Raw genomic sequence first — 12,008 nt, 5'->3', positions numbered from 1 at the left:
CCTCAGGCGGCGGCAGCCGAGAGCTGCCGGTCCAGATTGCGCACCGCGTCCCGGAACGACCTGCCCACCGCCCCCCGCGCCCGCCGCAACGTGAACCGGAACAGCGGCGAGCCGTCGGCTGCGAAGGTCCACTGCACCCGTGTGCCGGTACCGGACGGGGTCAGCCGCCATTCCTCCAACAGGGCTTGCAGGCCCGGTGCGTTGGACTGATCGGCCCGGTAGGCGTACCGCTCGCCGGGATCGGTGGCGACGATCGTCTCCCGGAACACGATTCCGCCCCGCAACCGCACCTCGCGGCCCGCGCCCCCGTCGAGCGGCAGCGCCACCTTCACCTGCGTGAACCAGCCGGGCCAGCCCTCGACATCGTCGGCCAGAGCGCGGTAGACGGCATCGGGCGGCGCCGACACCTCGGCGGCGAAGACCAGCCGCAGCGGGGCGGACTCGACGAAGTCGAGGCCTGCGGAGCGGAGTCGGCGTGCCATGGAACGCACCTCCCGTGCGGTCGGCGGCGGACGGGCTCGCGGACACCATAGCTGGCGCACCGTCAGATGTCTGGACCCGACGGTCACGGATCATGAAGCGTGACGTGGAGAGGCCGGTGCGTCACCGGGGGTGCGATCCCTCAGCGGTACGGCTCCGCCGGCGTGTCCAGCATGGAGTCGAGCACCCGGCCGAAGATCCGCCGGCCCGCGCCGGCGACCAGCGGATCGGCCCACCGCGGCAGCAGCCGCGCGCCCAGCTCCTCCACCCACACCACATGGGAGCCGGCATGGGTGGGATACACATCGATCGAGGCCCGGCCCCGCACCACCCGGCCGCGCTTCTCCAGCCGGCACACCCCCGCCCGGCTGCCGGACGGCGGTGACCACCGCACCACTTCCATCGGATCGTCGAACGCCAGCGGTCCGATCCCGGTACGGGCCACGAAGACCGTTCCGATCCGGGTCGGCAGCCCGGTGGGTACCGTGATCGCCGTCAGCGGGACCTGCGCCGCGTGCCGCTCCCAGTCCGTCACCCGGCGCCAGGACTCGGCTGCGGGCAGAGGGGTGAAGCGCTCGATCCGGAAGACGGCCACAGGTCGATCCTAGGACGTCACGGCCCCGGCGCGAGCTGAGCGGAATCCGCGGCTCAGCCCTGCGCCGGCTCGCCGTCCACGCTCCGGCCCGCCACCACGAGGCCCGGAAGATGCTCCTCGATCTCCTCGCGGGCACCCCCGGACAGGCCCGCGTCCGTCACGAACGTGTGCACCTGATCCAGCGTGGCGAACGAACTCAGGCCCACCGTGCCCCACTTGGTGTGGTCCGCGACCACCACCACGCGCCGCGCCGACTGGACGAAGCGGCGGTTGGTCTCGGCCTCGGCCAGATTCGGCGTGGACAGTCCGCCCTCCACCGAGATCCCGTGCACACCGAGGAACAGCACATCGAAGTGGAGCGAGGCGATCGCCCGGTCGGCGACGGGGCCGACCAGCGAGTCGGACGGGGTGCGGACCCCGCCGGTGAGCACCACCGTCGCGGCACCGGGCCGCGAGCCGGGTGAGCCCGGACGCTGCGCCGCATGGAACACGTCCGCGACCCGCACCGAGTTGGTCACCACCGTCAAGTCCGGTACGTCCAGCAGATGCTGGGCGAGGGCGTAGGTGGTGGTACCGCCGGAGAGCGCGATGGCGCTGCCGGGCACGGCCATCGCGGCGGCGGCCCGCGCGATGTCCTCCTTCGCGGTCAGCTCCAGCGCCGACTTCGCCTCGAAGCCGGGCTCGTGCGTACTCGCCTCGACCACGGGCACGGCACCGCCGTGCACCTTCTCGATGACTCCCTGGCGGGCCAGCGCGTCCAGGTCCCGGCGTACGGTCATGTCGGAGACGTTCAGTTTCCGGGTCAGTTCGTTGACCCTGACTCCGCCGCGTCTGCGCACCTCGTCGAGGATCAGCGCACGCCGCTGCTCCGCGAGCAGATTCTGATTCTCGCTCAACGCTGTGCCCGGTCCTTCCCTCTGGCCGTGCGGCAGTCCATGTCGACGGTTCATCCTGCCACGCGGTGTCGCGGGCCGCCGCACTGGGGAGATTCCGTAAGAGCGGTGCGGGCACCCGGACCCGTCCACCACTCTGGTGACCGGGCATCAGCCGCGTCCCCCTTCGGGCTTCCACCTTCGAGAGCGAGTCACCCCCGTGCCACCTGCCACCCAGGTCCCGCAGAGCGAACGACCCGCACTGGAGCTGCTGGTCCACGGCGTGGGCGGCGCGACCCCCCAGGAGATGCTCGTCGATCCGCGCACCGTCCGCATCACCGGTGACGCCACGGCCGCCATCTACCGGCGCTCCGGCGACATCGACGCGGAGGCGCACCCCGAGCGCTACCAGGACCGGCCCATCCCCGAGGCGTACTGCTGGTCCAACCTGACCTCCGGCAACGGCTCCCGCGCGCTGTGGCTCCTGCTGCTCCCGTTCATGGTGATCAACCTCGCCCACTGGATGCGCCCGGCCGCCACGCGCCGCCCCCGGGCGATCCGGCTGTACGGCCTGGTCGTCCGGCTCATCGCGCTGAGCCTCACCATTCTGCTGACCGCCGCCGTGTGCGAGGTCGCGCTCGATCTCACCGCCTGGCAGTGCGCGGGCGTGCCGGACTGTTCCGACCAGCGGTCATGGCTGGGGTTCCTGTCGACCTCGCAGGGCGGCTGGTGGTCCCAGCCGGGGCGCCGCCTCGCCCTCGCCGCCCTGGCGCCGACCGCGCTGGTGGGACTGCTCTGGTATCTGTCCAACCGGACCTGGAGCGCGTACGAGTCCCAGCGACCGCTCACCGGCACGGACCCGGAGGAGGACGCACCGCAGCCGGCCCCCGGGACGGACACGGCTCCCGTGGTGCGGCCAGCGCTCGGAAGGCCCGGATTCTGGTACGGACGCCGGCTCGTCGCGCGACTGCGTGCCGCCCACACCGCCGCCGGATTCCTCACCGTCACGGCCTTCGTCACGGGCGCGGCCGCCCGCCAGGACCGTTCCGTCGCCGGACCGGTACCCGAGGTGTTCGGGAGGCTGATCGAGGCGCTGCTCGTGGCGGGGACGCTCGTCGTGCTCTGGGTCGTCTGCCGGCGCGGCCGGAGCGAACGGCGCCTGGACAACCGCCTCGACCGCGCCGTCGTCACGTACCTCCCCGCGACCGCCCTCGTCCTGCTCGTCGTCGCCGCGCTGCACGCCGCCTGGTCGCGCCCCGGCTGGGTCTCCGCCGGCACGCTTCCCGGGGACGTCATGTTCCGCGTCGTCACCCTCGCCCAGGGCGCCCTTGTCGTCGTCCTCGCCTTCGTGGCGCTGAACCTGTACCGGCGCAGCCCGGAGCCCCGTACCGTGATGCACGGACTCGGCGGTCCCGCCGTCGCGATGCTCGCCTGCGCGCTCGGCGGTGTGATGACCGGCGGAGTGGCCCAGCGCGTCGCGGACTGGCTCGACGGTCCGGGCAGCCCGGGCATGGGACGCAGCGCCGTCATAGAGGGACCACCGGTGCTCCTCAGCTGGCAGGCCTCCGTCATTCCCGTGCTGCTGATGCTGCTCCTGGTCCCGGGCCTCGTGCTCGGCGTCCGCACGTATCGCGCGGCCCGCCGGCTGGAGCCGCTGATCGACACGGAGTACGAGGAGACGCGGCCCGACCCCGCGCGCACGAAGCAGATCGCCCGGACCCGGGCCACAGCCGCGCTCACCGACTCAGCGCCCGGAATGCTGGGCCTGGTCTCCGGCGCCACACTGCTGCTCGGCGCGGCGGCGGTCGGCGGGGCGTGGGCGAGCGGACAGGTCCCCGGGCTCGCGATGGACGGCAGCAGCCCCTTCGTCGAATCGGTGGCCGAGGCGGCGCAGTCCACCGGATCCTGGCTCATCGGTTTCGGCTTCCTGCTGTTCGTCGCCTGCGGGCGGCGCGCCTACCGGGATGCCTCGGCCCGGCGCACCATCGGCATCCTCTGGGACGTGGGGACCTTCTGGCCGCGCGCCGCACACCCCTTCGCCCCGCCCTGCTATGCGGAGCGGGCCGTTCCCGACCTGGCCTCCCGGATGTCCGGCTGGACCGCGCGCACCCGCGGCCGGCTCGTCATCTCGGGCCACTCCCAGGGCAGCGTCCTGGCCGCCTCCGCCGTCTGGCAACTGCCCGCCGAGACCCGCGGCCGGGTCGCCCTGCTCACCTACGGCTCGCCGATCGAACGCCTCTACGGACGATGGTTCCCGGCCTACTTCGGACCTGTCCAGCTGCACGGGCTGCACCGGTCGGTGCACTGCTGGCGCAACCTGTGGCGGGCCACCGACCCGATCGGCGGCCAGGTACGGCTCGGCGAGGAGTCCGGGCCCGAGGTGGACCGGGGCCCGCTGAAGGACCCCCTGGTCTACGGGCGCACCCCCGAACACCCGCTCCCCGAGCCGGTGCTGGGGCACTCCGACTACCAGGCGGACCCCGTCTTCGCCCAGGAGCGCGCCGCACTCCTGGCCCGGCTCGTCCCCGTCCTGCCCCATCAGGCGGACGAGTCCGGGAGAGGGCTCAGGGGAGTTCCGGAAGGTCTTCCGGAAACAGCAGAGTGAGGTCGTCCGTGCTCATCTCGGCGAGCTGCGCGACCCGGCCCGCATGCCGTTCGACCATCGACTCGAAGGTCTGCCGGGCCGTGCGGCCATTGCCGAAGGCGGGCCCCTTGGGAAGCTCGGTGAAGTACTTCAGCAGCGCCTCCCCGGTCCCGGACGCCAGGCTGTACTCCTGCTCCTCGGTCTGCTGCTCGACGATACGAAGGAGCTCGTCGGGCGCGTAGTCGCTGAAGGTGATGGTCCGCGAGAACCGGGACGCCACACCGGGGTTGACGGTGAGGAACCGCTCCATCTCATGGGTGTACCCGGCGACGATGACGACCACCGCGTCCCGGTGGTCCTCCATCAGCTTCACCAGCGTGTCGATCGCCTCCCGGCCGAAGTCCCGGCCGGAGTCCTCGGGCGACAGGGCGTACGCCTCGTCGACGAACAGCACCCCGCCCCGCGCCCGCTCGAAGGCCTCCTGGGTGCGGATGGCGGTCGAGCCGATGTGCTCGCCGACCAGGTCGACCCGGGACACCTCGACCAGATGACCCCGCTCCAGCACCCCGAGGGAGGCCAGGATCTCGCCGTACAGGCGGGCCACCGTGGTCTTGCCGGTGCCGGGGGAGCCGGTGAAGACGAGATGGCGGCGGACCGAAGCCGCCTTCAGGCCGGCGAGCTGACGCCGGCGTCCCACCTCGATCATGTCGGTGAGGGCGCGCACCTCGCGCTTGACGCTGTCGAGGCCGACCAGTGTGTCCAGTTCGCCGAGCACCGCTCCGGACGTGCGCGCGGGCTCGGCCGGCACCTCGGCCGCCACGGGCTCCACCGCGCGCGGCGCGGGGACCGCACCCAGCAGCCCCGGTGCCGACTGGGTGGCCGTCAGGGCGGCGGGCGGCGGGGGAGTGGCAGTACGCAGAGCGCTCTCGTCGCTGGTGCAGTCCTCCACGACCGGGCCGGTGGCCGAGGCATCGCCGTGGGTCCCGCCCTCCGCGAACTCGTAGCCGCCACGGGCGCACCGCTCGGTGCGGCAGCGCGTCAGCGTCGTGCGGCAGCCGTCCATCACATGGAAGCCGTAGCCCTCACTTCCGGTGACCCGGCAGCTGTGGAAGGTGCCGCGCCCCTCGGCCGACACATAGAAGCCGGCCTCGGCGGGGGAGATGACGGTGCAGCGCTCGATCGTCGGATCGGCGCCCTTGGTGACGATCACTCCGGTCTGTACCGCGTCGATGGTGCAGTTGTTCAGGGTTCCGCCGCTGCCGTGGTCGCGGAACCAGGCGCCGGTGGACGCCTCCCTGATGCGGCAGTCGTCGAGCTGTGCGGTCGCCCCGTCGCTGACCGACACCGCCGTGTTGCGGACCTGGGAGAGATCGCTGTCCACGACATCGGCGCGCGAGCCCCGGTCGAGGACGAAGAGGGCGTCCGGCACATCATGAACGCGGCACGAATCCAGTATCACGGTGGCCCCGTCGCTCACCCAGACCGCGGGGTAGTCCCCGGTGCTGTCGTGGATCTCGCACTGGTTGGCGTCGACCCGGGTGCCCGGGTCCCAGACCGAGAGTCCGTTGCGGCCGAACCGGCGCACGGTCGAGCGGGTCAGCGTGAGGACGGAGCGCGACCGCAGGTCCACCGCGTTCTCGGGGATGTCATGGATGTCGCAGTCCGCCAGTGTGAGCACCGCGTCGGTGTCCAGTGTGACGCCGTCCGCGGAGGTGCGGTGCACCGTGCAGTCGGTGAGATGGGCCGCGGCCCGGGCGGACACCTGTATCCCGCTGCCCTTGATCTCGTAGATCTCGCAGCCGACCGCCTCCAGACCGCTGCCCTCGCCCGTGACGGACAGGCCCGCGCCCGAGGCGTGATGGATGCGGCAGCGCTCCAGGCGGGGGTGCGCGCCGTCGCGCACCGAGACACCGGACTGCCCGGCCGAGACGATCTCGCACTCCTCGAACACCCCGCCCGCACCGTCGAGTACGGCGATGCCGACGCCGGCCGGATTGTCGACGGTGCAGCGGCGCACGGTGGGCCGGGCCGCACCGCGCACCTCTATCCCGGCGGCCGAGCGGGTTACGATCCGCAGGTCCGCGATCTCCGGAGCGCCCTCCTCGATCAGCAGGGCCGGGGCGGCGGAGTCCTGGCCCTCCACATGGAGGTCCTGGACGACGGCGGAGGCGCGCAGGGTCAGCGGGACACCGTCGACGGGGGCGATCCGTACGGAACCGACGGAGCCCTCGGGACCGCGCAGCGTCACCGCGCGGGCGATGACCAGATTCTCCCGGTAGGTGCCCGGCGCGACGGTGAGGACATCACCGTCCGCCGCCGCTTCCAGAGCCGCGGTGAGGGAGGCGTACTCGCCTGTGCGGCGCCGCCACCGCGATGTGCCGGTGTGCGTCACCTGGACCGTGCCCTGTGCCATGGCGCTGTCGTGCCCCCACCTCGTGCGTGTGTGATGCCCGTGTCACCGGCCTCGCGGCAGCGATCACCCGGGGCCTGCCTGCAGGAGTGACGGGCGGGCCGGTCCACCGTAGCGCGCGTGGAGGGCGGGAGTTGACCCGATCAGCAGCTCATCAGCTTCCGGTGCCCGTCCTGCCCCAGTCCGGACCGGCCTTGGCCCACGCCCGGTCGAGCCGCTCGTACCGCCGTTGCACCATGCGCCATACGATCAGACGCCGCCCGCCCTCGATCACCAGGACGGCCACCATCACTGCGCCGAATCCGGCCAGCGCGGCATGGGTGTGTGCCGTCGGCGCGTCCATGGGGCGAAGTGCGGGGTTGCCCGCCCGGTCGGTCCAGATCCGCACCTGTGCGCCGGCAGCGGTGTCGCGCGAGGCGGTCGTCACCGTGGCGCTGCGCGCCGTACCGTCCAGGGCGTGCCAGCGGGCCACCACGGTGGCCCGCCCCATCCGGTCCGTGGAGGCCTCGGGGTCCGACACGTGGTGCCGGTCGGCCACGTGGCGCACGACAACGGCGGTGGTGAGCCGACGGTCCGCCTGCTGGGCCCGCACCGACTCCTGCAGCGCGTGGTCGGTACGCGATCCGCAGTACCAGCCGAGCGCCGGCGCCACCACTACGAGCAGAAGAAGCGCCACCAGAGCCACCCACGCCTCGCGCCTGTCCGTGGCGCGGCGCAGGGGATTGTGCCGCCAACGCCAGACTCCCGTGAACGCTCGCACAGTCCTGCACCCCCTTCCGTATCCGTCATAACCCGATACGGCGCCGTCCGCGCGCCGGAGCGACGAAGAGAGAGCAACCTCACCCTGTCAACCCGCCCCGTTTCCCCAGGAGTTCCCGGTCCGCGGTGCACCGGAATCGGTCAGCTCAGGATGCGCACCGGGTCCCCGGCCCGGATGACGCCCGCCGTGTCCGGGATCAGGTTCTGGCCGAAGAGCAGCTCCTTGCCGGACAGGCGGTGCCGCGCGAGGGTGCGCAGGGGCTCGGCGCCCCGGCGGGCGGTGTGCTGATCGGTCGTGGTGATGACACAGCGGGCACTGGGCTTGACCACGCGGAACGTCACATCGCCGATCGAGAGCCGGGTCCAGCCGTCCTCCGCCCACGCGGCCGTGCCGGCCACGACGGCGTTGGGCCGGAAGCGGTTCATCGGCAGCGGCCCCTCGCCGGGGTGGTCGCCCTGCGCGATGAGCGAGTTCAACGCGTCGAGCGAGGCGAGGGTGGTGAGCAGCAGCGGAAAGCCGTCGGCCAGGCTGACGGTCTCACCCGGCCGCGCGTAGGCTGGATCGATGAGTCTGCGGCGGTCCGGCGCGTCGAGATGGACCAGCCTGACCTCCACGCCGAGGAAGTCGCCGAGCCAGGCGTGGGCGCTCCGCGCCGCCTCGACCACGTCGAGGCGGCTGCGGTGCAGCACCACGCCGATCGTCCCCCGCGGCTCGGGAACCTCCACGGTGAGCGCCGCGCTCCCTGGCGCGGCCAGCACGATTCCGCCGCCCGGCACCGGGGTGGCGGAGATCAGCGCCATGCGGGGCTGCTGCCGCTGCGTGACCACCTTGCCCGTGGTGTCGACCAGCATCCAGCGGCGGTCGCCGTCGAGTCCCCATGGCTCGACGGCGGCCTCGCCGACTGTGCACGCGGCCAGCGATTTGACCGGGTGGATGTGGACGGCACTCAGTTCGGGGGAAGGCATGCCCCCATCCTGCCAGCCACTACCCGGCGACCCGTCGCTACCGGTGGACGGTGCCGCTCAGTAGCCCCGGCCCTGATACGGGCGGTTGTACGGGTCCTCGTACGGCGACTGCGCGGGCGCGGGCCGCGGCGACGCCGGACGCATCGACTCGTAGCCGGTACCCGGCGCGGGCCGCTGCTGCTGGTACTGCGGAGGCGACTGATAGCCCCCGCGGCCCGCGGAGGGCTGCTGCGGGATGTACGGCGCCGGAGCGTGCTGCAGATGCGCCGGCTGCATCGGCGCGTACCCCTGCTGCGCCATCGGCTGCTGGTAGCCGTACGACGGATTCGGCTGGGACGGTGCCGCGGGCAGAGCCGGCAGGGCCGACGGGAGCGCCGGCAGATAGCTGTTGCCGGTGTCATAGGCGGCAGGCACTCGGATCGGTGCGATCTGAGGCGTGCCCCGCTCCGCGACCAGGGAGTCGTAGATCGGAGTGTCGGGGAACGACGGTGCGGCGTAGTAGCCGCCGCCGTAGGTGGAGCGGGGGGAGGTCATGCCACCTAAGTTAAGCCCACGATGTGCTGATTGGGGAGCCCGATAAGAGGGTTGTTTTACGTGTTGTGAGTGAACAGCGATCCCCAATGCGAGCGAACTTGGGAAAAAAGGGCACCCGGGAGCGTTGTGATCGTGTAAAAGGCGAGTTCACGGGGGGTTACCGACGGGTCCACGGGTCCGTCCGGGCACCACTGTGGGCCTCGTGACGGGAGGGGCATTAGGTTGACCGGGAAAAGTCTCGGCAGCCGGACTCGCGATGGGGGCGAGCATGACCATGCTAAAAGGAACCAATGTTCCGGTGGCGGCCCAGGCCGTGCGCGTCGAATTGGGGTGGCGCGCCGCCCCCGGGGCCCCGGACGTGGACGCCTCGGCGCTCCTTCTCCTCGGGTCCGGAAAGGTGCGCAGCGACGCGGACTTCGTCTTTTACAATCAGCCGTCCCACGCATCCGGAGCGGTACGCCACGAGGGCAAGCGGACCGCTGCCGGCGCCGCCACCGACACGCTCTTCGTCGACCTGGCCCGGGTGGAGCCCGCCGTCGACCGCGTGGTGCTGGCGGCCTCCGCGGACGGTGGCTCGTTCGGCCGGGTGACCGGGCTCTATGTACGGATCACGGACGCTGCGAACGGCTCGGAACTCGCCCGCTTCGACAGCACCGACGCCACGGTGGAGACCGCCTTCATCCTCGGCGAGCTCTACCGGCGCCAGGGCTCCTGGAAGTTCCGGGCGGTCGGCCAGGGCTACGGGACCGGACTCGAAGGGCTGGCCACGGACTTCGGGATCTCCGTCGACGAACCGCAGCAGCCCCTGCGGGCGCCTCAGCCCCATACGCCTCAGCAACCCCAACCACCCCGCCCTGCAACGAGGGTTGCCGCCACGCCGCCCCCGCCGCAGTACCCCCAGCCGACGCTCGCCGCCCCTTTGGCTCCGCCGGTCCCTCCCGCACCTCCGGCACCGCCCGTCACCCAGCCCGTCCGCCTCACCAAGGTGACGCTCACGAAGGACGCACCGTCCGTCTCGCTCGCGAAGCAGGGCGGCACCTCGGGAGCCATGCGCGTCAATCTCAACTGGGAAGTGCGTAAGCAGTTCAAGGGCTGGGGCAGCAAACTCGGCCGGGCCGTCGCACACCATGCCGATCTCGATCTTGATCTCTGCGCCCTCTACGAACTGACCGACGGCCGCAAGGGAGTGGTGCAGGCGCTCGGAAACGCCTTCGGCGCTCTCCAGCAGCCGCCGTATATCCAGCTCGACGGCGACGACCGGACAGGCGCCGTCACCTCAGGGGAGAACCTGACGATCAACCTCGACCAGAAGGCCAGGATCCGCCGCATCCTGATCTTCGTCACCATCTATGAAGGGGCCCGGAGTTTCGCGGATCTGCACGCGACCGTCACCCTCCAGCCGCAGCATGGCGCGGCGATCGACTTCTCGCTCGACGAATGCACCGTCCCCTCGACGGTCTGCGCGCTCGCGCTCCTCACCAGCGACGGGGGAGACTTCACGGTGCAGCGCGAGGCCCGCTATCTCGTGCCACAGCGCGGAGTGAGCCCGCAGCGCACCATCGACCAGGCATACGGCTGGGGCATGAACTGGACCCCGGGCCGCAAGTAGGCCCGGAGGTCGGCTCACTGATCCGGTGCGGCCTCGGGACGGGCGTACGTCCGCCCCTTCCAGGCCGCACCGCGGCCTCGGTAGTGCTGCACCGCGGAGTCGACCGTCATCAGGAGATACAGCAGCGCGGTGAACGGCAGGAGCGGAGCGAGCCACAGCGACTGCCGGTAGTACCCCAGCATCGGCATGTACGTCCCGGCCATCACGGCCCACGCCGCGCCCCCGGCCCAGGCGGCAGCCGGGGCACCGCCCAGCAGTCCCGCGGCGAGCGTCACCGGCGGCGCCAGGTAGATGAGTGCGAGGCCGAGCACCGTGCCGAGCAGCACCAGCGGATTGTGCCGCAGCTGGGCGTACGCGCTCCGCGAGACCATGCGCCACAGGTCGGCAAGGCACGGATACGGCCGCACGCTGTCCACCCGCTCCGCGAGCCCCAGCCAGATCCGTCCACCGCTGCGCTGCACTGCCCGCGCCAGCGACACGTCGTCGATCACCGCCTGCCGGATCGACTCCGGCACCCGCGCCCGTACAGCGGCCTCGGTCCGCAGCAGCACGCATCCGCCCGCCGCGGCAGCCGTCCGCGCCCCCGCCCGGTTCACCCACCGGAACGGATAGAGCTGCGAGAAGAAGTAGACGAAGGCCGGTACGACCAGTCGCTCCCAGACGCTTTCCACCCGCAGCCGCGCCATCTGCGAGACCAGATCGAAGCCGCCCGACACGGCAGCCGCCACCAGCTCCCGCAGACTGTCCGGCTCGTGCGCGATATCGGCGTCGGTGAGCAGCAGGTACTCGGGATCCCGGGACCGGGCCAGCGCGATCCCGTGCCGGACGGCCCAGAGCTTGCCCGTCCACCCGGGCTCGGGCTCCCCGGGGGACACCACGGTGACAGGCAGCGCTGCGCACCGTACGGACAGCTCACGGGCGAGGTCACCGGTGCCGTCCCTGCTGCAGTCGTCGACCAGGAAGATCTCGGCATGTCCCGGATAATCCTGCGCCAGCAGCGACGGCAGGCTCACCGGAAGCATGTCGGCCTCGTCACGCGCGGGCACGACGATGGCGACCGAGGGCCAGTGCGCCGGCGCCTCGCGGCTCGGCAGCCGCTGGTCGGTCCGCCAGAAGAACCCCTGGCCCAGCAGCAGCCACACCCACGCGACCAGCGAACCCACGGCGATCCAGGCAACGGCGCTCATTGGCCGAAGTCT

9 protein-coding genes and 1 pseudogene are annotated in these 12,008 nt (G+C 71.9%); 2 read left to right on the top strand and 8 right to left on the bottom strand.

Going from position 1 to position 12,008, the window contains the following annotated elements:
* Window positions 1–2 precede the first annotated feature (2 nt).
* The 3 genes from ACIOEW_RS20060 to ACIOEW_RS20050 form a co-directional block, all read right to left on the bottom strand.
* Window positions 3–482, bottom strand: a complete 480-nt coding sequence (locus ACIOEW_RS20060) for an SRPBCC family protein (protein WP_401964929.1) — start codon at window positions 480–482, stop codon at window positions 3–5.
* A 140-nt stretch (window positions 483–622) separates the two neighbouring features.
* Window positions 623–1,075 carry an SRPBCC family protein gene (locus ACIOEW_RS20055; RefSeq protein WP_401964928.1) on the bottom strand — a complete coding sequence of 151 codons (453 nt, stop codon included), beginning with the start codon at window positions 1,073–1,075 and terminating at the stop codon, window positions 623–625.
* A gap of 53 nt (window positions 1,076–1,128) precedes the next feature.
* Entirely contained in the window at window positions 1,129–1,971 is an 843-nt protein-coding gene (locus ACIOEW_RS20050; protein WP_362555504.1) for a DeoR/GlpR family DNA-binding transcription regulator, read from the bottom strand.
* A 196-nt stretch (window positions 1,972–2,167) separates the two neighbouring features.
* On the opposite strand from ACIOEW_RS20050, the pseudogene ACIOEW_RS20045 reads away from it, so the two are divergent.
* Window positions 2,168–4,539, top strand: a pseudogene (locus ACIOEW_RS20045) (hypothetical protein); the annotation flags it as partial.
* On the opposite strand, the gene ACIOEW_RS20040 reads toward ACIOEW_RS20045, so the two are convergent.
* The 4 genes from ACIOEW_RS20040 to ACIOEW_RS20025 form a co-directional block, all read right to left on the bottom strand.
* Complete coding sequence (locus tag ACIOEW_RS20040) at window positions 4,512–6,944, bottom strand: right-handed parallel beta-helix repeat-containing protein (protein WP_362555502.1); 2,433 nt, start codon at window positions 6,942–6,944, stop codon at window positions 4,512–4,514. The pseudogene ACIOEW_RS20045 and the gene ACIOEW_RS20040 sit on opposite strands and share 28 nt — an antisense overlap.
* Before the next feature lie 151 nt (window positions 6,945–7,095).
* Window positions 7,096–7,701, bottom strand: a complete 606-nt coding sequence (locus tag ACIOEW_RS20035) for a hypothetical protein (RefSeq protein WP_362555500.1) — start codon at window positions 7,699–7,701, stop codon at window positions 7,096–7,098.
* A 140-nt stretch (window positions 7,702–7,841) separates the two neighbouring features.
* The gene (locus ACIOEW_RS20030) at window positions 7,842–8,666 is read right to left on the bottom strand and encodes an MOSC N-terminal beta barrel domain-containing protein (protein WP_362555499.1); all 825 of its coding nucleotides are present in this window, start codon (window positions 8,664–8,666) and stop codon (window positions 7,842–7,844) included.
* A gap of 57 nt (window positions 8,667–8,723) precedes the next feature.
* Window positions 8,724–9,200, bottom strand: a complete 477-nt coding sequence (locus ACIOEW_RS20025) for a DUF6643 family protein (protein ID WP_362555497.1) — start codon at window positions 9,198–9,200, stop codon at window positions 8,724–8,726.
* Window positions 9,201–9,456: 256 nt separating this feature from the next.
* Here ACIOEW_RS20025 and ACIOEW_RS20020 point away from each other — a divergent pair, with 256 nt between their 5' ends.
* Window positions 9,457–10,809: a TerD family protein gene (locus tag ACIOEW_RS20020; protein WP_362555495.1), complete on the top strand. Its 1,353-nt coding sequence runs from the start codon at window positions 9,457–9,459 to the stop codon at window positions 10,807–10,809.
* A gap of 14 nt (window positions 10,810–10,823) precedes the next feature.
* On the opposite strand, the gene ACIOEW_RS20015 is transcribed toward ACIOEW_RS20020, so the two are convergent.
* Complete coding sequence (locus ACIOEW_RS20015) at window positions 10,824–11,996, bottom strand: glycosyltransferase (protein ID WP_362555494.1); 1,173 nt, start codon at window positions 11,994–11,996, stop codon at window positions 10,824–10,826.
* Between the last annotated feature and the right edge of the window lie 12 nt (window positions 11,997–12,008).

Source organism: Streptomyces sp. NPDC087901, from assembly GCF_044742205.1.
In the GTDB taxonomy this organism is placed as follows: Bacteria; Actinomycetota; Actinomycetes; order Streptomycetales; family Streptomycetaceae; genus Streptomyces.
Note: the sequence above shows the minus strand (reverse complement) of the source record. Positions and strands in the feature narration are given on the sequence as shown.

Excerpts from the sequence above, each read along its gene's own strand:
- ACIOEW_RS20060 (WP_401964929.1), bottom strand. The coding sequence starts at position 482 with ATGGCACGCCGACTCCGCTCCGCAGGCCTCGACTTCGTCGAGTCCGCC.
- ACIOEW_RS20040 (WP_362555502.1), bottom strand. The coding sequence starts at position 6,944 with ATGGCACAGGGCACGGTCCAGGTGACGCACACCGGCACATCGCGGTGG.
- ACIOEW_RS20030 (WP_362555499.1), bottom strand. The coding sequence starts at position 8,666 with ATGCCTTCCCCCGAACTGAGTGCCGTCCACATCCACCCGGTCAAATCG.
- ACIOEW_RS20025 (WP_362555497.1), bottom strand. The coding sequence starts at position 9,200 with ATGACCTCCCCCCGCTCCACCTACGGCGGCGGCTACTACGCCGCACCG.
- ACIOEW_RS20020 (WP_362555495.1), top strand. The coding sequence starts at position 9,457 with ATGGGGGCGAGCATGACCATGCTAAAAGGAACCAATGTTCCGGTGGCG.
- ACIOEW_RS20015 (WP_362555494.1), bottom strand. The coding sequence starts at position 11,996 with ATGAGCGCCGTTGCCTGGATCGCCGTGGGTTCGCTGGTCGCGTGGGTG.